The sequence below is a fragment of the Corynebacterium hansenii genome, assembly GCF_030408795.1.
In the GTDB taxonomy this organism is placed as follows: domain Bacteria; phylum Actinomycetota; class Actinomycetes; order Mycobacteriales; family Mycobacteriaceae; genus Corynebacterium; species Corynebacterium hansenii.
Genome location: NZ_CP047211.1, coordinates 2450515 through 2474308, shown reverse-complemented (window position 1 = coordinate 2474308; position 23794 = coordinate 2450515). Strand labels below are relative to the sequence as shown.

20 protein-coding genes and 1 pseudogene are annotated in these 23794 nt (G+C 70.1%); 13 read left to right on the top strand and 8 right to left on the bottom strand.

Features of this window, described 5'->3' with window-relative positions; all coding sequences use genetic code 11:
• Positions 1 to 17 precede the first annotated feature (17 nt).
• Complete coding sequence (locus CHAN_RS10945) at positions 18 to 719, top strand: energy-coupling factor transporter transmembrane component T family protein (protein ID WP_290289721.1); 702 nt, start codon at positions 18 to 20, stop codon at positions 717 to 719.
• 77 nt (positions 720 to 796) lie between these two features.
• Here CHAN_RS10945 and CHAN_RS10940 read toward each other — a convergent pair whose 3' ends face one another.
• Entirely contained in the window at positions 797 to 2623 is a 1827-nt protein-coding gene (locus tag CHAN_RS10940; RefSeq protein WP_290289719.1) for an ABC transporter ATP-binding protein, read from the bottom strand.
• A complete protein-coding gene (locus CHAN_RS10935) occupies positions 2616 to 4559 on the bottom strand; it encodes an ABC transporter ATP-binding protein (RefSeq protein ID WP_377748484.1) in 1944 nt (647 codons plus the stop codon). Before CHAN_RS10935 ends, CHAN_RS10940 begins: the two co-directional genes overlap by 8 nt.
• 340 nt (positions 4560 to 4899) lie before the next feature.
• Between CHAN_RS10935 and CHAN_RS10930 the strand changes: the two genes are divergently transcribed.
• From CHAN_RS10930 to CHAN_RS10915, 4 genes and pseudogenes are all read left to right on the top strand, one after another.
• Positions 4900 to 5739 carry a TatD family hydrolase gene (locus CHAN_RS10930; RefSeq protein WP_290289715.1) on the top strand — a complete coding sequence of 280 codons (840 nt, stop codon included), beginning with the start codon at positions 4900 to 4902 and terminating at the stop codon, positions 5737 to 5739.
• 246 nt (positions 5740 to 5985) lie between these two features.
• A complete protein-coding gene (locus tag CHAN_RS10925) occupies positions 5986 to 7113 on the top strand; it encodes a resuscitation-promoting factor (RefSeq protein ID WP_290289714.1) in 1128 nt (375 codons plus the stop codon).
• A pseudogene (locus CHAN_RS10920) lies at positions 7114 to 7840 on the top strand (ribosomal RNA small subunit methyltransferase A); the annotation flags it as partial.
• Positions 7841 to 8309: 469 nt separating this feature from the next.
• Positions 8310 to 8588: a DUF1540 domain-containing protein gene (locus tag CHAN_RS10915; RefSeq protein WP_048741161.1), complete on the top strand. Its 279-nt coding sequence runs from the start codon at positions 8310 to 8312 to the stop codon at positions 8586 to 8588.
• A gap of 103 nt (positions 8589 to 8691) precedes the next feature.
• On the opposite strand, the gene CHAN_RS10910 is transcribed toward CHAN_RS10915, so the two are convergent.
• The gene (locus CHAN_RS10910) at positions 8692 to 9519 is read right to left on the bottom strand and encodes a hypothetical protein (RefSeq protein WP_290289709.1); all 828 of its coding nucleotides are present in this window, start codon (positions 9517 to 9519) and stop codon (positions 8692 to 8694) included.
• Between the two features lie 272 nt (positions 9520 to 9791).
• On the opposite strand from CHAN_RS10910, the gene CHAN_RS10905 reads away from it, so the two are divergent.
• On the top strand, positions 9792 to 10667 hold the full coding sequence (locus tag CHAN_RS10905) for a hypothetical protein (RefSeq protein ID WP_290289708.1): 876 nt from the start codon (positions 9792 to 9794) through the stop codon (positions 10665 to 10667).
• 93 nt (positions 10668 to 10760) lie between these two features.
• Here the strand turns inward: CHAN_RS10905 and CHAN_RS10900 are convergent, their stop codons facing one another.
• Positions 10761 to 11234 carry an NUDIX hydrolase gene (locus tag CHAN_RS10900; protein ID WP_290289706.1) on the bottom strand — a complete coding sequence of 158 codons (474 nt, stop codon included), beginning with the start codon at positions 11232 to 11234 and terminating at the stop codon, positions 10761 to 10763.
• Positions 11235 to 11487: 253 nt separating this feature from the next.
• Here CHAN_RS10900 and CHAN_RS10895 point away from each other — a divergent pair, with 253 nt between their 5' ends.
• From CHAN_RS10895 to CHAN_RS10880, 4 genes are read left to right on the top strand one after another with little or no spacing between them, the layout of a single operon-like run.
• Positions 11488 to 12936 carry an extracellular solute-binding protein gene (locus CHAN_RS10895; protein WP_082144341.1) on the top strand — a complete coding sequence of 483 codons (1449 nt, stop codon included), beginning with the start codon at positions 11488 to 11490 and terminating at the stop codon, positions 12934 to 12936.
• Positions 12936 to 14000: a carbohydrate ABC transporter permease gene (locus CHAN_RS10890; RefSeq protein ID WP_290289702.1), complete on the top strand. Its 1065-nt coding sequence runs from the start codon at positions 12936 to 12938 to the stop codon at positions 13998 to 14000. The genes CHAN_RS10895 and CHAN_RS10890 overlap by 1 nt, the downstream gene beginning before the upstream one ends.
• Before the next feature lie 6 nt (positions 14001 to 14006).
• Positions 14007 to 14840, top strand: a complete 834-nt coding sequence (locus CHAN_RS10885) for a carbohydrate ABC transporter permease (protein ID WP_048741177.1) — start codon at positions 14007 to 14009, stop codon at positions 14838 to 14840.
• Positions 14841 to 14846: 6 nt separating this feature from the next.
• Entirely contained in the window at positions 14847 to 16022 is a 1176-nt protein-coding gene (locus CHAN_RS10880; protein WP_290289699.1) for an ABC transporter ATP-binding protein, read from the top strand.
• An 83-nt stretch (positions 16023 to 16105) separates the two neighbouring features.
• Here CHAN_RS10880 and CHAN_RS10875 read toward each other — a convergent pair whose 3' ends face one another.
• Entirely contained in the window at positions 16106 to 16954 is an 849-nt protein-coding gene (locus CHAN_RS10875; protein WP_048741184.1) for a ParB N-terminal domain-containing protein, read from the bottom strand.
• A gap of 2 nt (positions 16955 to 16956) precedes the next feature.
• Positions 16957 to 17706, bottom strand: a complete 750-nt coding sequence (locus CHAN_RS10870; RefSeq protein ID WP_290289696.1) for a metallophosphoesterase family protein — start codon at positions 17704 to 17706, stop codon at positions 16957 to 16959.
• Positions 17707 to 17946: 240 nt separating this feature from the next.
• Here CHAN_RS10870 and CHAN_RS10865 point away from each other — a divergent pair, with 240 nt between their 5' ends.
• The 3 genes from CHAN_RS10865 to CHAN_RS10855 all read left to right on the top strand — a co-directional run bounded on the left by CHAN_RS10865 (position 17947) and on the right by CHAN_RS10855 (position 21463).
• Positions 17947 to 18411, top strand: coding sequence for a hypothetical protein (locus CHAN_RS10865; RefSeq protein WP_290289694.1), 465 nt, complete (start codon positions 17947 to 17949; stop codon positions 18409 to 18411).
• A gap of 100 nt (positions 18412 to 18511) precedes the next feature.
• Positions 18512 to 19432 carry a 4-(cytidine 5'-diphospho)-2-C-methyl-D-erythritol kinase gene (locus CHAN_RS10860; RefSeq protein ID WP_290293483.1) on the top strand — a complete coding sequence of 307 codons (921 nt, stop codon included), beginning with the start codon at positions 18512 to 18514 and terminating at the stop codon, positions 19430 to 19432.
• A gap of 144 nt (positions 19433 to 19576) precedes the next feature.
• Positions 19577 to 21463, top strand: coding sequence for an ABC-F family ATP-binding cassette domain-containing protein (locus tag CHAN_RS10855; RefSeq protein WP_290289692.1), 1887 nt, complete (start codon positions 19577 to 19579; stop codon positions 21461 to 21463).
• Between the two features lie 108 nt (positions 21464 to 21571).
• Here the strand turns inward: CHAN_RS10855 and CHAN_RS10850 are convergent, their stop codons facing one another.
• Both CHAN_RS10850 and CHAN_RS10845 read right to left on the bottom strand, forming a co-directional pair.
• Entirely contained in the window at positions 21572 to 23080 is a 1509-nt protein-coding gene (locus CHAN_RS10850; RefSeq protein ID WP_290289690.1) for a carboxylesterase family protein, read from the bottom strand.
• A 50-nt stretch (positions 23081 to 23130) separates the two neighbouring features.
• Entirely contained in the window at positions 23131 to 23688 is a 558-nt protein-coding gene (locus tag CHAN_RS10845) for a CAP domain-containing protein (RefSeq protein ID WP_048741195.1), read from the bottom strand.
• Positions 23689 to 23794 lie beyond the last annotated feature (106 nt).

Below are 23794 nucleotides of genomic sequence, written 5' to 3'. Positions count from 1 at the left end.
CCCCGCATTCTCTCCTGTTGGCGCTGTTTCCCGTTCCGGCGATCCTGCTGTCCCTGGCCGCGGACGGGCATTCCTATCCCGTCGTGTGCGCCCTCGCCGCCGTCGCGGCCGTCACCGTATTCCGCCCGCGCGACGGGCTGATGCTGGGTGCGATCACCGTGGGCATCGCCGCGTTGGTGTTCTTCGCATTCCTGCCGTGGATCCCGGGTGATCCCGGTGGGGTGCCGTCACCGCCGGGCGTAGCGGCAGCACCGGGGCCCACGGTCCTCGGAGTCACCGCGGACCGTGCACTCGCGGCGTCGATGCTGGCGTCGCGGCTGGCGGCGATGGCCGTTCTGTCGGCCGCCCCGTTGCCGTTCCTGCGGTGGCGCGAGATGCGCGACACGATGATCACCCGGTTCCGGGTGCCCTACCGGGTCGTCGACGTCGTCGGCGTCGGCGGGGTTTTCGCCCGCATCCTCTCCGACGACCTTGCGACGGCGGCGATGCGGGCCCGGTTGAACTCGCGGGGCAGGCGGTGGATCACGCCGCGCATCGTCGTGCCGGTACTCGTCGCGTCGTTTCGGCATGCGGACGACCTGGCCCTGGCACTCGAGTCACGGGGATTCGGGGCCGGGCCGACCCGCACGGTGCGGTACGACCGGCCCTTCCGGCCCGCCGATTGGGGACTGTTGCTCGGGGTGTGGGCTGCGTCGGTCGGGGCGTACGCCCTGGTCTGAGGGGCCCGGGCACGGCCGGGACCATCGGGGGAGAATCCCGCCGGTCGCGGTTCGACGCCCCGGGGGCGCCGCCGCGCTCAGTCCGTCTGCCGTCCCCCGGCCAGCGCCCACCCGGTCGCGGCCTCCCGCAGATCCCAGAACCGGCGGTAGGCGCCGCCGGCGGCGTACAGGTCATCGTGGGTGCCCCGCTCGGCGACGCGGCCGTCCTCGCCGAGGACGATGATCTGGTCCGCGGTGCGCACGGTGTCGAGCTTGTGCGCGACGACGATGAACGTCGACGTCGCACGCAGCTTTTCGACGCTGGCCAGGATATTCGCCTCGTTTTCCGCGTCGAGCGCGCTGGTCGCCTCGTCGAAAAGCACGATGGGCGAATTCTTCAGCAGCGCCCGGGCGATGGACACGCGCTGGCGCTCGCCGCCGGAGAGCGAGCGCCCTCCCTCGCCGACCCGGGTCGACCAGCCGGCGGGGAGCCTGTCGGCGATGGAGGTGACGCCGGCGAGGTCGGCGGCTTCGCGGACTTCGGCGTCGGTGGCGTCGCGGCGGCCGACGCGGATGTTCTCCTCCAACGTGTCGTCGAAGAGGTACACGTCCTGGAAGACCATCGACAGCTGCGCCATCAACTGCTCGGTGGTCTGGTCGCGGACGTCGGCGCCGCCGACCCGGACCGTCCCGGAATCGACGTCCCACCACCGGGAGATCAGGCGTTCGATGGTGGTCTTGCCCGACCCCGAGGGGCCGACGAGGGCGGTCATCGTCCCCGGCGCGGCGGTGAAATCGATGTTGCGCAGCACCATGTGGTCGGGGGAGTAGCCGAAGGACACGTCCTCGAACTCGACCGTGCCCGGCGTGGTCAGCTCCGCCGGGGCCGCGGGTTCGGGCAGCACGGGTTCGCGGATGATGCGGTTCGCCTCGTCGATCGGGGCGCGGCCCATCTCGATGCCGACGAACGCCTGGCCCAGTTCCTCCAGGATGCGCGTGAACCGCAGCGCGAGGCCGATGAAGGCCATCGTCTCGATCGGTCCCATCGTGCCGTCGACGGCGAGCGATGCCGCGACGGTGATGATGGTGACCGCCACCGCCTGCACGATCATGCCGTTCAGGAGGATCGCGACGAGGCTCAGCCACAGCTCGCGGCGGCGCGCCCGGCCGTCCTCCGCGGCGGCGGCGACGAGCGGGCGGAAGTCGCCCGCGCGGCCGGCCGCCCGCAGCGCCGGCTGGCACCCGGCGTATTCGACGATCCTGGACGCGAGTTCCCGTTCAGCGGGGCGGGCCCGTTCACCGGCGATGCGCTTGACGGACTGGGCCAGGACCAGGATGGCCATGGTCAGGGGCGCGGCGATGGTGAGGATCAGCCCCAGGCGCGGGCTCCAGAACCACGTGCCCGCGACGATCGTGAGCAGTGCCACGGCATTGCCGAGCGCCGTGGTCATGATGTGCGCGAATGCGGCGCCGGCCTTCATGAAGCCGTCCGACACCAGATGGGACAGGCCTCCGGTGCGTTCGGTCCGGAACCAGCCCAGCGGCAGGCCCGACAACGCGCGACCGATGGCCTTGTGGGCGGTGCGCATGAAGGCGAGCGTCGACACGTACCCGATGCGCTGGCCCAGGTAGCGGAACACGGCCCCCAGGGCGGCGAACGCGAGGAGGACGCAGAGCCACCCTCCGACGCCGAGGCCCCACGCGGGGGCTCCGGTGCTCAACGACAGGGCCGCCGGCAGCAGCGCCAGCAGCGAGGCGCCGTCCACCAGCCCCGAAAGGACGGTGAACAGGATCGACTTGCGCAGCAGCGCCCGCCCCTCGGGGCCGAACAGATCCGCGCTCGTCTTCAGCAGCAGCGGATCCTTCAGCACCGCCAGCGGCGATGTCGTGGACGGTGCCTGGTCACGTTCGATGGCGTTAGACATGGGTCGAGTCCTTTCCGTCGTGGCCGCCGTCGGTGCGGCGGCGGTGCGGCGCCGAGCCCATCAGCGCGGCGATGGATTGCTCCGAGACTTCATCGCCCGCGAGGATCGCGGACACTTCGCCGTCGACGAGGTGCACGACCTGGTCGGCGCCCCGCACGGATTCGGGCTTGTGGCCGATGACCAGGACCGTGCGGCCCGCGGCCAGGCGATTGAGCGCGGCCTGGATGTCGGCCTCGCAGTCGGGGTCGGTCGATGCCGTCGCCTCGTCGAGGACGAGGATCGGGGTGTCGGCGACGAGGGCGCGCGCGATGGCGATGCGCTGGCACTGGCCGCCGGACAGGTTCGCGTCGTCGCCGATGACCGTGTCCAGGCCGTCGGGGAGGGCGAGGATCTCGTCGGCGATGCGGGCGTCGCGGGCGGCGCGGAGGATGGTCGCGTCGTCGGCGTCCGGGCGGGCCAGCGCGATGTTGTCGCGGATGCTGATCCGCGGCAGCTGCGGATCCTGCAGGACGAACGACACCCTGGCGTACAGCTGCTCGGGCGACATTTCGCGGATGTCGGTGCCGCCGATGCGCACGCTGCCGGAGTCGGGGTCCTGGAATCGCGCGACCATGGTGGCCAGCGTCGATTTGCCGGAGCCGGAGGGGCCGACCAGCGCGGTGACGGTGCCGGGGGCCAGGCGCAGCGTCACGCCGGACAGCGCGCGGACGTCGCCGTAGAAGAACGTCACGTCGTCGAATTCGACGGTGAGCCCGGCGGCGGAGTCGGGTTCGGCAGGCGCCTCGGCGGATTCGGCCCCGGCACCGACCGCTGCATCGGCTTCGGCCGCCGCGGCCGTGCCCTTCCGCTCCGCCAGCTCCGGCCCCTCGAGCATGTCCGTGATGCGCAGCGCCGCGTGGCCGGCGAGCTGGTGCGACCACGTCGTGTTGGCGATGATCTGGATGGATCCGGGCACCACCAGCGCGATGAGCGTCGTCGTAAGCGCCTCCGCGGGGGTCACGGCGCCCGCGCCGACCAGCGCCGCGCCGCCGGCGACGTTGATGGCGAGTATGACGGGGATGGCGATGGCGGATTCGCCGAACGCCGAGATGCGCAGCATGGGGCTGACCCACGCCCAGTAGAAGTCGCCGAAGGTCGACGATGCGTCGAGGAACCTCCGGTGGGCTTCGCCGGTGCGGCCGAATGCCTTCACCACGGTGATGCCGTCGGCGAATTCCACCGCCGTCGACGACACCACGCCCAGGCGGGTGTCCATTTCGGCCGTTTTCTCGCCCATGCCGCGCATGGTCAGCGCCATGATCCCGGCGTAGATGGGCAGCGTCGACAGCGCCAGCAGCGCCAGCCGCCAGTCGACGGTGACGGCGTAGCCGATGAGCATCAGCGGGGTGATCGCCGCCACCGTGGTTTCCACGGGCGCATGGGCCACGAGCTGGTGCAGGGTGCGCGTGTCATCCTGGACGGCCTTGCGGATCTGCCCCGAGGTGGAGTCGGTGAACCAGGACAGCGGCGCCCGCGAGATGCGCTCGAGGATTCGGTCGCGCAGCATCGCGGTGAGCTTCAGGTCCGCGAAGTGGGTCAGGGCCAGGGCGAGGGCCAGCAGGCCGAGCTGCCCCAGGAACGTTGCCAGCAAGAACATGACGATCGGCTTCACCTCCTCCTGCGCCGGCGACGTCCCCGCGCCGTGCGCCGCCAGGAGCACGTCGCCGAGCCGCACGAGGGCGACGTACGGCGCGATGGAGAGCATCGCCGATGCCGCGCCGAGGATCCTGCCCGCCAGGAGCGTGCCCTTGATCGGCGCGAGCAGCGCGCCGAGCGCCTTGCCGCCGGCGATGTTCTTCTCCTTCGCGTCGGCGCCGATGCTCCCGGTGGGGTCGTCGGGGCCGGGTGGCGGTGCGGGCTTTTCGACGTCGGGCGCGGACGTGCGCGCCCGGGTCATTTTGGTCATGCTTCGTTCCTTTCTCGTGCCGCGGCGGCGTCGCCGGGGTCCTCCGGAAAGGTCCGGGCCGCCGCGCGGCTGATTCGGGGTGGTTCAGGTCGATGGGGTGGTCGGCTCGATGGGGCGGTCGGCGCAGTCGCTGATGAGTTCGTCGTCGCCGTAGCCATTGCCATTGCTGTTGCCGTTGCCGATGACGGCCGCACCGTGGCCGTCTGTCGGGGTGCGGGATTTATGCGGATAAGGTGAGGTAACCATAACTTAAAGGCATTAGGCCGGGCATTGTCGTGGCGGTGCCGGCCGCTTCGTCCACCCCCGTCCGCCGCCCCTAGACTTGGGCCCCATGGGAAAGAGAAAACGCCCCGTCGCCGAGCCCGCCCCGTACGTTGCGCCGTTGTTCGACGCGCACACGCACCTCGCGTCGTGCGGCGCCCGCGATGCGGAGTCGGTCGCCGAGCTGATGGACCGCGCGATGGCCGCCGGCGTCGCCGGCGTCTGCACCATCGGCGACGGCCTGGCGGAAACGGAGCTGGCCGTCGCGGCGTCGCGGTCGCATCCGCGCGTCTGGGCGGCTGCGGCGATCCATCCGACGCGCGCGTCCGAGCTTGACGACGCCGCCCGGGCGAGGCTCACCGAGATGGCCTCGGAGGAGCGGGTCGTGGCCATCGGGGAAACCGGCCTGGACGAGTATTGGATCGGGAAGATGGACGACTGTGCGCCGCTGGACATGCAGATCGAGGCCCTGCACTGGCACATGGAGCTGGCGCGGTCCACGGGCAAGCCGCTGATGATCCACAACCGCGAGGCGGACGACAACCTGATGCGCGAGCTCGACGGGTTCGATGGCACGGTGATCCTCCATTGCTTCAGCTCGCCGATCGCCGTGGCCCGCGAAGCCCTGGAACGGGGTTACGTGCTGTCGTTCACCGGGAACGTGACCTTCAAGCGCAACTCCGACCTGCGCCTGGCGGTGGAGGAGGCGCCCGCCGAGCAGCTGCTGGTGGAGACCGATGCGCCGTACATGACGGCCGAGCCGTACCGCGGCGCGCGCAACGAGCCGACGTTCGTCGGCTGGCAGGCGCGGTGCATGGCCGAGGTCCGGGGCATCCCCGCCGAGGAGATGGCCGCCCGGCTCACCGCCAATGCTGAGCGGATCTACGGCATCGAGGTCCCGGCCCTGTAGTCGGCCCAGCGGATCACATCCGCCACAGCCGTCCCCGTGGCACCAACTTTCGGGTCGTGTAACGGCCATATCACGGCAAATGTGGTGCGAATTACGCACGAACCGGTGTTCAACCTGGGCATTTGTTGGACTTTGACGGGTCCTTTACCGTATCGTGACCGCAATACTTCCATCGGGGCGCACTTTTCGCCGCACCAGCCCACCGACCCCACCGCCCCGGGGAACGTCGAGAGGAACCACCGACCCGTGAGCAACCACTCCAAGAGCCACGTCAACCAGCTGAACAACAAGTCCACCACCACCCGGCGCGTCGCCGCCGGCGGCCTGCTGGTCGCGATGGTCGCCGGCGGCGGCACGGCCGCGGCGGCCCAGAAGAGCGTCACCGTCGACGTCGACGGCGAGATCCAGCAGGTCTCCACCATCTTCGGCGACGACGCCCGCATCCTGGAAAAGGCCGGCGTCCGGGTGGGCGACGGCGACCGGGTCATCCGCCAGGGCGAAATCTCCGATGGCGGCAAGCTGGTCTACCGCGCCGCCAAGCCGGTGTCGCTGAACATCGACGGCCGCACCGTGGAGACCACCACCAACGCGGCCACCGTCAACGAACTCGTCGAGTCCCTGCCGGAACTCAAGGCCGCCGACTCCGTCAAGGCCCCGTCGAAGCGCATCCCGGCCGACGGGATCAAGCTGGACATCGTCACCGCAAAGAACATCGTCCTCAACGACTCCGGTCGTGAGGGCCGCATGCAGATGGCCGTCGCCACCGTCGCCGACGTGCTCGAGCAGCGCGGGATCACCCTGGGCGAGGGCGAGTCCGTCAGCCCGTCGCCGGAGACCCCCGTCACCGAGGGCATGCGCATCGACGTCTCCCGCCTGGTCGAGGAGGTGCTCAACGAACGCGTCGAGATCCCCTCGCCGGAGAACGTCATCGAGGATCCCGAGATGTACGACGACGAGCGCGTCGTCGAGACCCCGGGCACCGCGGGCATGAAGCTCGTGCAGGTCAAGGTCCTGTCCCGCGACGGCGAAGAGCTGTCCCGCGAGACGTTGTCCGAGCAGGAGAAGACCGCCCCGACCGTCACGACCGTCCGTCAGGGCACCAGGCCCCGCGCCCCGGAGGTGACCAACGGAGCCATCTGGGATTCGCTGGCGCAGTGCGAATCCGGCGGCAACTGGAACACCGACACCGGCAACGGTTTCTCCGGCGGGCTGCAGTTCCACCCGCAGACCTGGCTCGCCCACGGCGGCGGCGAGTACGCCCCGACCGCGGCCCAGGCGACCCGCGAGCAGCAGATCGCCGTCGCCGAAAAGGTGCGCGCGTCCCAGGGCTGGGGCGCATGGCCGGCCTGCTCCGCGCAGCTGGGGCTGCTGTAAGTGGATGATGTCCGCCTGCTCGGGCCGGTCGAGGTGCGGCAGCTGGCCGCCGAACTGGACCTGACGCCGACGAAGAAGCTCGGCCAGAATTTCGTCCACGACCCGAACACGGTGCGGCGCATCATCGCCGCCGCCGACCTGTCGCCCGACGACTACCCGGTCGAGGTCGGCCCCGGCCTGGGATCTCTGACCCTCGGCCTGCTCGAGCACTGCGGGCGCGCGGCGGCCGTCGAAATCGACCCGCGCCTGGCGGCCCGCCTGCCCGAGACGGTGGCGGAGTTCGCGCCGGGGCGGCCGCTGAACCTGGTGCTCAAGGACGCGCTGACGGTGACGCGGGACGACATCGTCGGCACGCAGGCCCTTGCCGCGGGCGAGGGCGACGGCGCCGGTGGCAACGGTGAAGGCGCCGGCAGTCACGGCGAAGGCGACGGCGCCGGCGTCGCGGAGTTTCCCGAGCCGACGGCGCTGGTGGCGAACCTGCCGTACAACGTTTCGGTGCCCGTGCTGCTGCACATGCTGAAGGAGTTCCCGTCGATCCGGCGCGCGCTGGTGATGGTGCAGCTCGAGGTCGCCGAACGCCTGGCCGCCGAGCCGGGCTCGAAGATCTACGGCGTGCCCAGCGTGAAGGCCGCGTTCCACGGCAAGGTTCGTCGCGCCGGGACGATCGGCCCGAACGTGTTCTGGCCCGTGCCGAAGGTCGACTCCGGGCTGGTGCGCATCGACGTCTTCGGCGTTCCCGGACCCGGGGGCGAGCCGTCGCCGGCGGGGGAGGCGCCGTGGCCCGTCACCGACGAGTCGCGTGCGAAGGTGTGGCCGCTCATCGACGCCGCGTTCGCCCAGCGCCGGAAGACCCTGCGCGCGGCACTGTCCGGCGTGTACGGGTCGGGTGCGGCGGCGGAGGAGGCGCTCGTGGCGGCGGGAATCGACCCGAAGCAGCGCGGCGAGAAGCTGGGCGTGGCCGATTTCGTCAGGCTCGCCGGGCTCTGATCCCGTCTCCCACGCGGGTTGCGGCGAGGCCGGATGACGTCGTTAAGCAAGGGCAATTGTGCATTCAGGATGCATCTATAAGGCTTGCGTAAACCCGGAATGAAAGGCTGGCCTGCCTTGAAGGTGCTGGTCACGGCGCGTAGCGTCGCGAGTGTCAGATACGCGGAGAACCTTGCACTCGCTTCCCGGCCCTGAAGGAGCCCCTCATCATGTCCAGCGTCACCAAGATTTCCTCCTGTACGACCACTTCCTGTGCCTACAACAACGACGGCTGCACCGCCTTCGCGGTCAACGTCGGCGGCGACGGCGCCGCCGCCTGCACCACTTTCGCGACGATCGACCTGCGCGCCGGCCTGTCCGGTGCGGAGGCCCAGGTGGGGGCGTGCAAGCGCCTCGACTGCACCCACAACGAGAACCTCATGTGCGGGCTGGCCGACATCTCGGTCAGCGGTGAAACCGCGCAGTGCGACAACTACCAGGCCCGCTGACGGCGGACCGGCGGCTGGCTGCGGCAGCGGTCCTTAAGCCGCCCGAACGAAAAGAGGCGCGCGGAACCCCACCGGGGTTCCGCGCGCTCCTCGGCTTTCGGCGTCAGATACGCGGTGACGCGTGCCGTGCCGAGGTCCGGGCGGCGAGAGCGGCGACGGCCCCCGCCAAGTCATCGAGAGTGTGAACCGGCTCCGGGAAATTGACGAACACGCTGGTCAGGCGGTTGTGGTGCATCGTCGCCAGCGTGATTCCCGCGGGGTCGACGTCGGCGATCCACGGTGCAAAGCCGGGCGTCGCCTGGACGGCGGCGGCCGCCACCCGCTCGCGGATCTCGAACTCGGAGCACGGGAAGCCGGGGACGCGCTCGACCAGGACATCGGAGAGCAGCGCCGACAGATGGTCGGGCGTCAGGCGGCCGACGATGTCGCGGGCGTCGAACTCGTGGTCCGCGAACGGGCGATGCGCGGTGGTCGCCGCGGCGGTGATCGCGCGCGGGTCGAGGGTGGCCACCCCGCAGGGGCCGTGGAGGAGCACCTTGTCCAGCTCGACGACGCCGATCACGCATGATTCGGGCACGTGTCCGAACGGGGCCGTGGCGTCGGCGGTGGCGGCGTCGGCGGAGGCGGCAGAGGTGCCGTCCGCGGCATCGAGCCAGGTCACGCGCCCGAGGCCGTGGAGGCTCGCGACGGTGATGTCGATGAACAGCTCGGGCGCCTTCTTCGTGCCGTCGAGCCGGACCTCGGCGTCGCCGACGAATTCGGCGTCGGCGGCGGGGCACATGACCAGCAGGCGGCCGCGCTCGTCCACGCGGTGGGCGAGCGCCGGGATGATGGCGGTCGGATCCACGCGGAAGGGGGCCAGGGTCAGTGCGCCGGCTCCGCCGAGGATGCGGCTGCCGAGGCTCGTGCTGTACTCCGTGCGTTCGTCCATTCAAATCTCCCAAACTGTAGGCGAGGGTAGCCTAAGCAAGTAGCGCCAGGGTGTCAACAAAAGTGGGGGTGGGGGAGTGCCGGCGTCCGCCCCGCGCGCGCCCGCCGGTTCGGGCCGGGTGGGCAGGTGGTTGCGCGCGGGCATGGGCTTTACGACGCCCACCGCCCCCATCGAACGGTGCCTTTCGGAAAAAGGCGCTCGTGATCAGGCATGTTCGAATGGGCGGCCGGAGTTTCAGCCGGCCGATCCGGAGTGCGTCATAGCTTGTGGCCATGACTTTCACGAACGAAAATTTCACGGGCCACCACGTCAGCTTCGAGGGGGACCATGCCGCCATCGAAGACCATGCCGCCTTCGAAGATCGCGCCGCCTTCGACGACCCCGCGGCGGGCAGAGGATTGATCGGCGCCGACGTCGACCTCGAATTCCATGCGGACGAACGGCCCCTGTGCGACGTCCACGACATCGTCGACGAAATGCGCCCTGACCTGACCAACCTCGCCGAGATTTCGCGATCCGCCGATGGCACGCGGGTCACCCTCCGGGCGGATGCGGGTGAGACGCTGGTGTTCGCCGTCGAGGTCATCGAACGCGGTCACCGCCATGGCCGCCGCGCCGTCGGTCTCGGGTGGCGGGTGGAGGCGTCGGATGCGGCCGGCGGACCGGTGCCCATCCCGTTCAGGGGGAATCCCACAATCGCGAAAACGGCCGACGACGTGCGCCGGATCGTGAGCCGGATGTTCTCGCGCTGGGTGGGCGACGACATGCGACGGGCCCGTGCACGCCGTAGGTCCCTGTTGAAGCGGATGACGCGGGAGAACCGGAGTCGGGCGATTCAGCGGCTCGAGGAACTGCACCTTTCCCTGCGAAGCGGCGACCGCGAGACCCACCGCGGTTCCGTGGAGAGGGGATACTGGTACATCGGATTCGATGACCCGGGCGAGGCGTTCGGCGTGCTGTCCTGCCGCGAGGGCGGCCGGAACGTGCTCCGCGCCGTCTGGCTGGATCTGACCGGCTGCGGAGATTCGGCGAACGATCTCCGGTCGTGCCCGATCGAGAGCATCGACGCCGCCGAAATCATCGGCGAAGACGCGGCCGACGCGATCATCGAATGGGATGACGAAACCTATCTCCGGTGGGCGGTGTAACCGGGAGGGGCATCTGACCGGCGGTTTTTCGGCCGGTGGGAGGCGAGGAGCGATCCCGCGGATCCCACGGGGGATCGGCGAACGCCGTGGGAACTACAGTCCCAGCACGCGGCCGACGTGCCAGGCCAGCGGCAGCTCCGCGAGCTGCTCGCGGGTGGCCCACAGGTGATCGGAGTGTTCGCGGGTCAGGGCGACGTCGGCGGCGTCGTCAAGCTCGACGGCCTCGAAGGTGACGATGTGGTACCGGAAATCGCCGCCCTTGGTATCGGGGTTCGACCAGTGCGCGACCTCGGCGCCGAGCGTGGCCTTCAGACCCGTCTCCTCGGTGAGCTCCCGCAACGCGGCATCGGCCGGCTCCTCGCCCCGTTCGCTCTTGCCGCCCGGCAGATCCCACTGGTCCCCCAAATAGCCCCCGGTGGCCCGGCGCAGCACCAGCAGGCGGTCGCCCCGGCGCACCAGGACGTTGCAGACCCAGCCATCGGCGACCGGCCATTCCGACAGCGCGGCCGTGCCCGCCGGTTCGCGGCGGCTGGTGGCCGGTTCGTCGTGATGGCTGTCGTCGATCATGAGGAAATCTTAGATCCGCCCCCACCCGGCTACGCAATTCGCCGGGCCCGCCCGGCTGCGCAATCCGCGCACCCGCCGCGCCGGTCGCACCGGCCGCACCCGCCGCGCCGGTCGCACCGGCCGCACCCGCCGCGCCGGTCGTTCGCGGTGCGCCGCTCATAACCTTCCCGTAACGTTCTCGTTGCAAAAACAGTGATCGTCGTATACTGAGAAGCGGCTTATCAAATCCCCTACATGAGGAGCTGATGGAACCATGACGGCTTCGCAAGGAAGATCCCCGACGGGGGATCGTGAAGGGCGGGGCCGCGGGCTCCGTCCGCGAACTGCGTGGAAGAAAAAGACCGTCGCCCTGCTCGCCGCCCTGACCATCGGTGCACCGGTGCTCGCGGCATGCGGGAACGAGGAAGCCGGCCCCACGGTGCTGCGGTTCATGGGGCCCGCCGACGGCGTCGACCAATACACCGCAGCAGCGAAGAAGTGCTCCGAGCAGGCGGGCGGGCGCTACACCATCCAATACGACGTATCCGCCAAGCAGACCGATGACCAGCGGCTCCAGCTCGCGCGCCGCATCGTCGGCGGCGACGACTCGTTCGACATCATGGGCCTCGACGTCACCTGGACCGCCGAGTTCGCCGAAGCGGGCTGGGCGGTCGAGTTCCCCGGGGACGTCGCCAAGCGGGTCCAGGACGGCACGCTGTCCGGCCCGATGGAAACGGCCACGTGGAACGACAAGGTGTACGGCGCTCCGCTGAACACGAACACGCAGCTCATGTGGTACCGCAAGTCGCTGATGCCCAAGGGCCCTGACGGGCAGCCGCAGCCGCCGAAGACGTGGGAGGAAATCGCCGCGCTCGGCGCCAAGCACGCCGAAGAGGGCAAGCCGTCCTACATCGGCGTGCAGGCCGCGCAGTACGAGGGCGTCGTCGTGTGGTTCAACTCGATGCTCGAAGCCGCCGGCGGATCCATCGTCGACGAAACCGGCCGCGTGGCCACCATCAACCAGGGCGACGCCGCCAAGCGCGCCCTCGCCGCCATGAAGGCCGTGGCCACCGCCAAGGGCGCCGACCCGTCGACCTCGCAGCTCGACGAGAACATGGCGCGCCTGGCATTCGACCGCGGCGCCGCGTTCATGCAGGTCAACTACCCGTTCGTGTACGCGGGCCTGAAGGAGAAGGCCGACGGCGGCGACGCCCGCGCCAAGGAGGCCTTCGACGACCTCGGCTGGACCGTCTACCCCGGCATGGAGGCCGACAAGCCGTCCAAGGCGACCATCGGCGGCCTGAACATCGCCGTGCCGTCGACGTCGAAGAACAAGGACCTGGCGTTCGAGGCCATCGAGTGCCTGCGCAACGAGGAAAACCAGCTGCACAACGCACTCACCGGTGGCCTGCCCCCGACGCTGACCAAGCTCTACACCGAGGCGACCGACGAGTTCATCGCGGAGTACCCCTTCTACAAGGAGATCTTCGAGTCGCTGAACACCCTCGACCCGGCGGACCTGGGGCCCGAGGAGCAGAGCCTGCTCCCGGACAAGCGCCGCGTGTCCGTCGCCGTCCGCCCGGCCTCGCCGGCGTATCAGTCCGTGTCGATTCTGCTGGCGTCGCGCCTGAGCCCGCCCGCGTCGATCGACCCCGAGTCGCTCGTCCCCGAGTTGGCGGATGAGATCGACCGGGCCATCAAGTCCGAAGGGTTGGTGCCGTGATGAGTGGCCCCGTCAATGACCCCGTGCGCGACCGCGACCCCGGCCGGGATTCCGGCATGGGCGGCGGCCGCGCGACGTCGGCCGACGCCGGCGGTTCCCCGGCGGTGACCGTCGACGGCGCCGGCCAGTCGACGGCGATCGCGCCGCACAAGTCGGCCGACGCGTCGAACCGCAAGGCCAAGCAGAAGCACTCCGACGGCCGCAAGGCCGAGCGCCGCCTGGGCATGATGCTCGTCGCCCCGGCGGTCATCCTGATGCTGGCGGTGACGGCGTACCCGATCATCTACGCCGTGTGGCTGTCGATGCAGCGCTACGACCTGCGTTTCCCGGCCGACCGTGAGTTCGTCGGCCTGGACAACTACGCCGCGGTGCTGACGTCGAGCTACTGGTGGGAGTCGCTGTGGGTGACCGTGGTGATCACGGTGATCTCGGTGATCTTCGAGTTCGTGCTCGGCCTGGCCATCGCGATGATCATGCACCGGGCGATCTTCGGCCGCGGCGTGATCCGCACGGTGGTGCTGGTGCCGTACGGCATCGTGACCGTCGCCGCGGCGTACTCGTGGAACTACGCCTGGACGCCGGGCACCGGCTACCTGGCCAATTTGCTTCCCGACGGGTCGGCGCCGCTGACCGAGCAGTGGCCGTCGATCTTCATCATCATCCTCGCCGAGGTGTGGAAGACGACGCCGTTCATGGCGCTGCTGCTCCTGGCGGGCCTGGCGCTGGTGCCGGACGACGTGCTGAAGGCCGCGGCGCTGGACGGCGCGGGTTTCTGGCAGCGGCTGTTCAAGATCACGCTGCCGCTGATGAAGCCCTCGATCGTCGTGGCGCTGCTGTTCCGCACGCTGGACGCGTTCCGCGTGTTCGACAACATCTACATTCTGACCAAGGGCAACAACGGCACCGGCTCGGTGTCGATCCTCGGCTACAACAACCTGTTCATGGCGTTCAACCTGGGCATCGGCTCCGCGATTTCGGTGCTGATCTTCCTGTGCGTCGCCATCATCGCATTCATCTTCGTCAAGGGGCTCGGCGCGTCCACCCCCGGCAGCGGGAAGGAGTGATCAGCCATGCAGCAAGGAACCGGCAAGGAAAAGGCGCTGTGGACCATCGCGCTCGTTCTCGTCGTCTTGTACGCGCTCGTGCCCGTGGCCTGGATCGCGTCATTGTCGTTCAAGACCACGCCCACCCTCCACGACGGGCATTTCATCCCGCGTGAGTGGACGCTGGACAACTACAAGGGGATCTTCCAGACCTCGGAGTTCACGCGGGCGCTGATCAACTCGATCGGCATCGGGTTGATCACCACGCTGATCGCCGTCGTCGTCGGCACGATGGCGGCCTACGCCATCGCCCGCCTGACGTTCCCCGGCAAGTCCCTGATTCTCGGCGTTTCGCTGCTCATCGCGATGTTCCCGCAGGTGTCGCTGGTCAGCCCGCTGTTCGACATCGAGCGCAAGCTCGGCCTGTTCGACACGTGGCCCGGCCTGATCCTGCCGTACATCACGTTCGCGCTGCCGATGGCCATCTTCATCCTGTCGTCCTTCTTCAAGGAGATCCCGTGGGAGCTGGAGAAGGCCGCGCAGATGGACGGCGCCACGCCGTTCCAGGCGTTCCGCAAGGTGGTGGCCCCGCTGGCCATCCCGGGCATCGTCACCGCGGCGATCCTGGTGTTCATCTTCGCGTGGAACGACTTCCTGTTGGCGGTGTCGCTGACCTCCACGGAGGCTTCGCGCACCGCTCCGGCCGCGATGGCCAACTTCACGGGTTCGTCCCAGTTCGAGGAGCCGACGGGGTCGATCGCGGCGGCGGCGATCGTCATCACCATCCCGATCATCATCTTCGTAGTCATTTTCCAGCGTCGCATCGTGGCCGGCCTGACCTCCGGCGCAGTGAAGGGATAGCAAGTCATGGCCGAAATCGAACTCAAGCACGTTTCGAAGAAGTTCCCCGACGGCGCGGTGGGCGTCGACGACGCGAACCTGCACATCAAGGACGGCGAATTCATCATCCTCGTCGGCCCGTCGGGTTGCGGTAAGTCGACGACGCTGAACATGATCGCCGGGTTGGAGGACATCACCGACGGCGACCTGCTCATCGGCGGCGAGCGCGTCAACGACGTGGCGCCGAAGGACCGCGACATCGCCATGGTGTTCCAGTCCTACGCCCTTTACCCGCACATGACGGTCCGCGAGAACATCGAGTTCCCGTTGAAGCTGGCGAAGACGCCGAAGGCGGAGATCGACGAGAAGGTGGCCTTTGCGTCGAAGGTCCTGGACCTCGACCCGTACCTGGACCGCAAGCCGTCGAACCTGTCGGGCGGCCAGCGCCAGCGCGTGGCCATGGGCCGTGCGATCGTGCGCCGCCCGAAGGTGTTCCTCATGGACGAGCCGCTGTCGAACCTGGACGCGAAGCTGCGCGTGCAAATGCGCGCGGAGATCTCCCGCCTGCAGGACCGCCTGGGCGTCACCACGGTGTACGTCACGCACGACCAGACCGAGGCGATGACCCTCGGCGATCGCGTGGTGGTCATGAAGGGCGGCGTCATCCAGCAGGTCGGCGAGCCGCAGGAGCTCTACGATCGTCCGCGGAACCTGTTCATCGCCGGCTTCATCGGCTCGCCGTCGATGAACTTCACCCCCGGCCGGATCAACGGCGGGGTGGTGTCGACGGGTCTCGGCGACATCCCGCTTTCCGACGACCTCCGCGCCAAGCTCGGCGATGCCTCGGATCGCTCCGTGATCGTGGGCCTGCGCCCGGAGGCGTTCGAGGACGCCAATCTCGTCGAGGAGGGGCAGCGCGGCAAGGGCGTGGTCACCGAAGTCGACGTCGACGTCCTCGAGTCGATGGGCTCGGACAAGTTCGCGCACTTCGCCGCCCCGCAGACCGGGGAGCGCGGCGCCGGCGGCGTCGCCTCGTCGGCGGCGGCCGCCGATGCCGGGCTCGACGACAAGGCCACGGGCACCATGGTCGCCCGCCTGTCCGCCGAGTCGCCCGTGCGGCGCGGCGAGAAGGCGGCGCTGTGGTTCGACCCCGCGAAGATCGTGGTCTTCGACTCGGAGAGCGGAGAGAACCTGGGTCTGTAGGGATTGATCCCGGGGGTTCTGGACCCGGGGCCCGGTGACCGGTGGCCCCGGAACCCGAACCCCGCGCCGGCCGCCGGCCCGATTCAATCGGGCTGGCGGCCGGTTTCGCGTACCTGCTCGAAGACCTCGTCGGTCCATTCGTGGCGGCGGATCAGGCGGTAGCGTTCGGCGGCGATCCAGACGTAGAGCTCGGCGTCGGTGTGGTTGGGGGCCAGCCCGATGGAGCGCGCGGCGGCGACCACGGGCTCGTATTCGGTGGTGAACCAGCGGTCGGCGATGTCGTCGCGACCGAAGAAGGTGCGTTCGGCCTGCATCGCGCGGAAGCCCCAGGCCTCGACGTTCTCGGCGAGTTCGGCGTATTTCCACGGGTTGGGCAGGACGATTTTCGCGGCCCGTTCGTCCGTCAGGGGCACGCGGGACAGGAAGATGCGGCGGTGGTCCTTCAGCACCAGGTCGCGGTTGGATTCGATGCCGTCGGCGTCGACCTTGGTCAGGATTTCCGTGACGTAGGCGTCGATGGTGGGGTTGCCGCGGTTGCGGGCGATGGAGACGCGGTGGTGGCCGTCGACGACGAAGTACATGCCGCCGACCTTGCGCAGCCGCACGGGCGGCACGGTTTCGCCGCGGCGCTGGGCGGCGTTGAGGCGGGCCCATCGCTCACGGGAGATGGACGTGGTGGGGCGGAAGTCGCGGTCGAATTGGCCGGTGCGGTCGACCGACCCGACGATGGACTCCACGGGCACGTCGACGAGCCCGAGTTCGCGGCGGCCGGTTTCGCCGAGTGCGGCGACCACTTCGTCGTAAGGCAGGACCTGCGTGATGTCGTCGGGCTGCCGACGCAGGCGGGAGACGGCCCTGCTCAGTCGGGCGCGGCGGCGGGCGCGGGAGAAGTCGGCCTGCGCGTCGGCGTCGGGGAATCCGGTGTCGGCCATGGTCAGCGTCCTTTCAGGATCAATTCCGCGCGCGGGGCGGTGCGCGGCGGGTGGATGCGGGTGAGCGTCCACCCGACGGTGTTGACGACGAGTGTGCCGGTGCCGGGATCATCGCGCCCATCGTCGGCGGGCAGCGCGGTCACGCACCGCTCCGCCCCGTGCGGGTGCACGTGGCCGTGGAGGTGCAGCGCGGGCCGCAGCTTGTCCACCAGCATGTCGACGGCCGGCAGCGCGCGGTGGACATCGTCGTCGGCGGGGGCGCCCGGGGTGCCGGGGGCGTGGGTGAGCAGGACGTCGGCGCCTTTGCGGCGGGCTTTGCGCAGCACGCGCCGGGCGCGGCGCATGGCCTGCGCGTCGGTCCATTGGTTGGGGCCGGAGGAGTAGCGCCCGCAGCCGCCCAGCCCCGCGATGCGCAGGCCCGCGACCTCCACGACGTCGCGGTCGGCGGCCCACGCCCCCTCGGGGCCGGGCCAGGTGTCGTGGCGGCCGGCGCGCACCCAGCCGGCGGGGGACAGCGTGAAGCCCTCCAGCGAGGGGTCGTGGTTTCCGGGCACCATCACGCAGGGCACGTCGAAGGCGTCGGCGACGGCGGTGACGTAGGCGAAGTCGAGGTCGCCGGCGGACAGCAGCACGTCCGGCCGGTCGTCGGGTCCGAAGTCGACGCCTCCGGGAATGGTCAGCGCGGGGCGTTCCTCGTCGGCGATGGCGAGGATGGTCACGGGCCCCGGTGCTTTGCGACGCTGCTGTTCCATCGGTTTCGACCGTATGCCAAGCGGCGGCGGGAGTCACGGGCGTGGCCGGGTGTTCGAAGGCCGCCGCCGACGTTCGGCCGGACAATCCGGGCGGTTTCCTAGGGTGACGGCATCAGCCGCCGGACGGTGGATCCGGCGGATGTCGCCGAGTCGCGAAATGAAGCCGAGCCGTGAAATGAAGCCGAGTCTCGAAATCAAGCCGAGTCTCGAAATGAAGCTGAGTCGCAAGGAGATGCCGCCATGAACCCGATCGCCACGCCAACCGTCGCAAAGCTCCCGGTCGCGCCGGGCACGGTGCCCGCCGCCCCGGCCGCCGCGCCGCCCGCCGAGATCCCCGACGTGTGGGAGATGCCGAACCGGGGATCGGGGTGGTGCGACTGCGGCGAGGACCACGACGTCGACCGCGACCTGGTGCGGTACATGATCGGCCGGGCGCTCGGCCGCGGCGCGAACGGGCGCGAGACCATCACCCACCCCGAGGTCTGCCGGGTGATCATGGACATGTGGTGCTACGTGGAGGTGTGCCGCTTCTTCCACGATGCCGTCGACCGCTCGGCCACCGCCATGCACGGGCGCGTGGAGCCCGAGTACCCGATGGCGGTGGGGGAGCGGATCATCGCGTACTTCGCCAAGACGTGGAACGGCTGCCCGGAGGAGCTGTGCGGCGGCGGTTTCGGCTGGGAAGGCGAGGTCGGGGAGGCATAGGCGCCGGGTAGACTCGGACGGCGTGAACCCGTCCAGCCCCCAGAATCCGCCGTCCCCGCCCACCGCCCCGACCGGGGCGGTTCCGGGCGAGCGCGCCCCGCTGACCGTCGCGGCGACCGCGCACGCGAAGGTCAACCTGCACCTCGGATGCGGCGACGTGCGCGACGACGGCTTCCACGAGCTGGTCACGGTCTTCCAATCCCTGTCGCTGCCGACCACCGTCACGCTGACGGAGGTGCGCGACGGCGATGCGGCGGGGCACGTCGCGGGGCTAACGGTGTCCGGCGACTCGGCGGCGCACGTGCCCACCGACGAATCCAACCTCGCGTGGCGCGCGGTGATCGCCGCCGTGGAGGCGGCGGAGTCGAAGGTGCCGCGGGTGGCGTCGATCCACATCGACAAGGCCATCCCCGTCGCAGGCGGCATGGCAGGCGGTTCGGCGGATGCGGCGGCGGCCCTGGTGGCGGCGCGCGAGTTCTTCGAGCTGCCCCTCAACGACGGCGACCTGGCGTCGCTGGCCGCCGACCTCGGCTCCGACGTGCCGTTCTGCCTCCTCGGCGGCACGGCGCTGGGCACCGGGCGCGGCGAGAACCTGGCGCCGATCCTCGTGCGCGGCGAGTACCACTGGACGCTGGCGCTGGCCAAGGGCGGCCTGTCCACCCCGGAGGTGTTCCGCACCATCGACCGGTTGCGCGAGGAGCGCGACGTGCCCCGCGCGGCCGCGCCCGATGAGCTGATGAAGGCGCTGGCCTCGGGCTCTTCCGATGAGCTGGCCAAGCACTTGGCCAACGATCTGCAGCCGGCCGCGATCTCGCTCAAGCCGGAGTTGCGCACCACCCTGCGCGCCGGGCTCGACGGCGGCGCGCTGGCCGGGATCGTCTCCGGCTCGGGCCCGACGACGGCGTTCCTGTGCCGCGACCGCGAGCACGCCCTCGACGTCGCGGCGCATCTGGCCACGTCCGGCACCTGCGCCGCGACGCTCACCGCCTCCGGCCCGGCGCCGGGCGCCCGACTCGTCTGATCGGCAACCCCGCCGGCCGGGACGGCATCCGCGGTCACCGACTGATCACCTACCGTTCAACCGCACCCGTCACCGCACACCGATCGACCCGCACCGATCAACCCACACCAACCACAACCCCACCGAGGAGTTCGAGAAGCCGCAATGGCGAACCTGATCAATCTGGAGAACGTCAGCAAGACCTTCGGCCTGAAGACCCTGCTCGACGGCGTCAGCCTGGGCATCCAGACCGGGGACCGCATCGGCGTCGTCGGCCTGAACGGCGGCGGCAAGTCGACGCTGCTGAAGATCCTCGCGGGCGTCGAACCCGCCGACTCGGGGCGCGTCTCGCGGAACAACGACCTGGCGATGGCGCACGTCACGCAGGGCGCGGAGCTGGATCCGGGGGCGACGATCTTCGAGACGGTCATCGCCCCGCTGGGCGTGGCGGAGCACGAGTGGGCGGGCGACGCGAAGATCCGCAACGTCCTCGACGGGCTGGGCCTCAACGACCTGGGGCTGGACACGAAGGTGGGGGAGCTCTCCGGCGGCGAGCGGCGCCGCGTGAACCTCGGCGCGGCGCTGGTGCAGGACCTGGACCTGCTGATCCTCGACGAGCCGACCAACCACCTCGACATCGAGGGCGTGCAGTGGCTGGCTGATCACGTCATGGCCCGCCGTTCGGCGCTGGTGGTGGTCACGCACGATCGCTGGTTCCTGGACACCGTGGCCACGAAGACGTGGGAGGTCCACGATGGGCAGGTCGATTTCTACGACGGCGGCTACAACGACTGGACCTTCGCCCGCGCCGAGCGCGCCCGCCAGGCCGACGCCGCGGAGGCGCGCCGCCGGAACCTCGCGCGCAAGGAGCTGGCGTGGCTGCGCCGCGGCGCCCCCGCGCGCACGTCGAAGCCGCGCTACCGCATCGAGGCCGCCGAGGCGCTCATCTCCGACGTCCCCGCGCCGCGCGACAGCGTGGAGCTGCTGGCGTTTTCCAAGCGCCGGCAGGGCAAGGTCGTCGTGGAGCTCGAGGACGCCACGCTGTCGGCGCCCGATGGCCGTGAGCTGGTGCGCGATCTGACGTGGCGCCTGGCGCCGGGCGAGCGCATCGGCCTGGTCGGCGTCAACGGTTCCGGCAAGACCACGCTGCTGCGTGCGCTGGCCGGCGCGCATCCGCTCGACGAGGGCCGCCGCATCGAGGGCAAGACGGTGCGCCTGGGCTGGCTGCGCCAGGAACTCGACGATCTGCCCCTGGACATGCGGGTGCTCGACGCCATCGAGGACGTGGCCACCTACATCGAGTTCGGCGACAAGCAGCTGTCGGCGTCGCAGTTGGCGGAGCGCCTGGGCTTCTCGCCGAAGCGCCAGCGCACCCCGATCGGCGATCTCTCCGGTGGCGAGCGTCGCCGGCTGCAGCTGACGCGCGTGCTCATGGCCGAGCCGAATCTGCTGCTTCTCGACGAGCCGACGAACGACCTGGACATCGACACCCTCCAGGAGCTGGAGGACCTGCTGGACAAGTGGCCGGGTACGCTGGTGGTCATTTCGCACGACCGCTATCTGGTCGAGCGCGTCTGCGATTCCACGTGGGCGCTGTTCGGCGATGGCGGCCTGACCAACCTGCCGGGCGGCATCGACGAGTACCTGCGCCGCCGCCGGGCGCTGGCCGCGGCGGGAGTGGGCGGGGCGGCGCCGTCGCGCGATGCGTCGGGGCCCGCTTCTTCGCTTGACGACGGTCCGCCGTCTCCGTCCGCGGCCGAGGTGGCCGGCGGTGGGGGAGCCGGTGCGGCGGGCGCGGCGGCGCCGGCGAAGACGCTGTCGTCGCAGGAGGAGCGCGAGCTGCGCAAGGAGATGAACAAGCTCGAGCGCCAGATGGCGAAGCTGGACCAGAAGGAGTCGGCGCTCCACGACGAGATGGCGAAGATCTCCGAGGACGTCGCCAATCTCGACACCGCCCGCCTGGCCGAGATCGACCGGGATCTCACGGCGCTGCGCGAGGAGCGCGAGGAGATCGAGATGCGGTGGATGGAAGTGGGCGAGGAGCTGGAGTAGCTCCCCTCTCGCAACCCCAACCCCAACCCCAGCCCCGACTCCGGCCCCAACCCCGGCTCGAACGCAGGACTGGGCGCCGGGGCCGGGGTGGGGGTGAGGGCCGCGCGGCTACCCGACCGTGCGCACCTTCAGGAAATCGGCGCATTCCAGCACCGACTTGGCCACGCCGCCGGTCTTCGCGAACTGCGTCCACACCGCCTGCATGGCCCTGCGATCGCGCCGGACATCGGTCCACATCTGCCCCTCGATGAGGACGGAATCGCGCCACGCGTTCTCGTCGCCAAGCAGAAGCGGCAAGTCGCAGGTGTGCGCGGAACGGTACGGGGCGCTCTTGGCGCCCCACGTCAGCATGTAGTGCAGGGCGGAACCGCCGGCGGCGACCCACTTCTTCGCCAGCTCCGCGGACTCCGAGTAGGTGGTCTTCGTGTAGTGCCGCACGGCCGCCTCGAACAGGGCCCCGCCGACGACGGGGAGCTTGCGCAGGCGCTCGACCTCCGGGTCGCCGTTGAAGAACAGGGACGCCTCGCGCGGGGTGTGGCCCGCCATGATGTCGATGTCGGGGGCGACGGCGGCGACGGCGGCGTCGAAAAGCGATTCCTCCGGCAGCGGCGCAGCACCGTAGCGCACGCCGAAGGGCATGGCCTTGCCGTTCTTGAACGGCTCCCCGGCCTTGGCGGCGCGCGCCTCCGCCGCGGCGAAGTCCTCCTCGGAGGTGCCCGGGTCGATGGGGCCGAGCGCCTCGAGCATCGCGTCGTACATCGGGGCGCGGCCGCCCAGGAACCCGAACGGCAGCGACTGCAGGATCGCGCGGCGGAACGGGGGACGATACGGCTCGCCGTCGGCGCCCCGCCCGCCGCCGCGCAGCTTCTCCGCTCCCGCGGCGACGATGAGCGGCAGGACGAGCTCGGCGCCCGCGGACTGGCCGAACATGGTGATCTGCTCGGGATCGCCGCCGAACGCGGCGATGTTGGCGCGGATCCACTCCACGCCCGCCTGAATGTCCATCAGGCCGAGGTTGGCGGGCGGGACGCCCTCGGCGCGATCGTCGCCGCCGCCGAGGAAGCCGTGGGCGCCCAGGCGGAAGGTGATGGACGCGACGATGACGTTGTTCTCCGCCGCCATCTGCGACGGATTGAAGCGCTCCAGGTCGCCGCCGCCGGAAACGTTCGCGCCGCCGTGGATCCACACCATCACGGGCAGTTTCGCGTTCGCCGGGGTGCCGTCGGGGACGGTGACGGCGATGTGCTGGCAGTGCTCGTCGTGGTGGCGGGGCCGCGCATGCGGGGCGATCTTCTTGCCGGCCTCGGACGGGCGCTGCGGGCACGTCGGCCCCGGCTCATCCGCGACGATGACGCCGCCGCCGGGCAGCTCCCCGAGGAGCTGCGGCGGCCGGTGCCGGTTCGCGTGGGCGTAGGGGATGCCGATGGCCCGGAGCACGTGCTGATCGCGCGTCTCGGCGGCGGGTTCCCGGAACCCCTGGATTACCCCGGCCGGGGCGTACCAGCGCGGGGCCCCGGCGGAAGGCGCCGGGTGCCCTTGCCGGTCATCCCCGGATTCCGGGGTGGGGCGGGTGATCGTAACGTCGTCGGGTCGCTGCTCCGGGTCAATTGCGGTCATGCCGCAATGTTGCCACGTCCACGGTTTTCCCGCGGGGTGGCTCGCCGGAATCAGCGCAGGAAGCGCTGCGTCACGTAGTAGGTGCCCTCGCCGTCGGTGGCGATGCCGATGCCCTCGGTGGCGTAGTCGCCGATCATGTTCCGGTAGTGGCCGGGGGAGTTGCGCCAGGCCTTCACGGCGTCGCCGGCCGAGCCTCCTTGGGTCATGAAGACGTTCTCGCCGTGGTAGCGGCCGGTGGTCTGGCCGGTGTCGTGGTGCATCTTGCCGTCGCGGACCTGCTGCTCCGACCACTTGGCGGCCTCATCGGCGAGCTTCTGGTCCCACTTCAGCGGCGCCTTGCCGGCGGCCTTGCGGATCTCGTTCGTTTCATCGTGGAGCTTGCGCAGTTCGTCGGTGGACGGCTGGTCGGAGGACGGCTCGCCCGGCTTGTCCGGGGAGGGGGCGGCGGTCGACGTCGCGGTCGTGGTCGGGCGGTCGGTCGACGGGGCGCCGGGGCGGTCGAGAGAGGAGGAACCGAAGTCGAGGGCGCCCGCGGTGGCGGCGCCGAAGAGCATCGGGACGGTGATGGCCGCGGTGGCGGCGATGACCTTCAAGCGGGAACGATTCATACGTGTACCTTTCGGGACGTGCAGGGTTTTGGAATGAACTGCGCGGCACAGTATAAGTGCGCGATCATCGCGGGCGTCGTGAAAACCATGAATTTTTCGGGGTTTT

Bases quoted from the DNA above. Each gene is read 5' to 3' on its own strand.
- CHAN_RS10910 (WP_290289709.1), bottom strand. From the start codon at position 9,519: ATGGACGAACGCACGGAGTACAGCACGAGCCTCGGCAGCCGCATCCTC.
- CHAN_RS10875 (WP_048741184.1), bottom strand. From the start codon at position 16,954: ATGGCCGACACCGGATTCCCCGACGCCGACGCGCAGGCCGACTTCTCC.
- CHAN_RS10865 (WP_290289694.1), top strand. From the start codon at position 17,947: ATGAACCCGATCGCCACGCCAACCGTCGCAAAGCTCCCGGTCGCGCCG.
- CHAN_RS10915 (WP_048741161.1), top strand. From the start codon at position 8,310: ATGTCCAGCGTCACCAAGATTTCCTCCTGTACGACCACTTCCTGTGCC.
- CHAN_RS10935 (WP_377748484.1), bottom strand. From the start codon at position 4,559: ATGACCCGGGCGCGCACGTCCGCGCCCGACGTCGAAAAGCCCGCACCG.
- CHAN_RS10890 (WP_290289702.1), top strand. From the start codon at position 12,936: ATGAGTGGCCCCGTCAATGACCCCGTGCGCGACCGCGACCCCGGCCGG.
- CHAN_RS10940 (WP_290289719.1), bottom strand. From the start codon at position 2,623: ATGTCTAACGCCATCGAACGTGACCAGGCACCGTCCACGACATCGCCG.
- CHAN_RS10855 (WP_290289692.1), top strand. From the start codon at position 19,577: ATGGCGAACCTGATCAATCTGGAGAACGTCAGCAAGACCTTCGGCCTG.
- CHAN_RS10880 (WP_290289699.1), top strand. From the start codon at position 14,847: ATGGCCGAAATCGAACTCAAGCACGTTTCGAAGAAGTTCCCCGACGGC.
- CHAN_RS10850 (WP_290289690.1), bottom strand. From the start codon at position 23,080: ATGACCGCAATTGACCCGGAGCAGCGACCCGACGACGTTACGATCACC.
- CHAN_RS10900 (WP_290289706.1), bottom strand. From the start codon at position 11,234: ATGATCGACGACAGCCATCACGACGAACCGGCCACCAGCCGCCGCGAA.
- CHAN_RS10885 (WP_048741177.1), top strand. From the start codon at position 14,007: ATGCAGCAAGGAACCGGCAAGGAAAAGGCGCTGTGGACCATCGCGCTC.
- CHAN_RS10845 (WP_048741195.1), bottom strand. From the start codon at position 23,688: ATGAATCGTTCCCGCTTGAAGGTCATCGCCGCCACCGCGGCCATCACC.
- CHAN_RS10895 (WP_082144341.1), top strand. From the start codon at position 11,488: ATGACGGCTTCGCAAGGAAGATCCCCGACGGGGGATCGTGAAGGGCGG.
- CHAN_RS10870 (WP_290289696.1), bottom strand. From the start codon at position 17,706: ATGGAACAGCAGCGTCGCAAAGCACCGGGGCCCGTGACCATCCTCGCC.
- CHAN_RS10930 (WP_290289715.1), top strand. From the start codon at position 4,900: ATGGGAAAGAGAAAACGCCCCGTCGCCGAGCCCGCCCCGTACGTTGCG.
- CHAN_RS10905 (WP_290289708.1), top strand. From the start codon at position 9,792: ATGACTTTCACGAACGAAAATTTCACGGGCCACCACGTCAGCTTCGAG.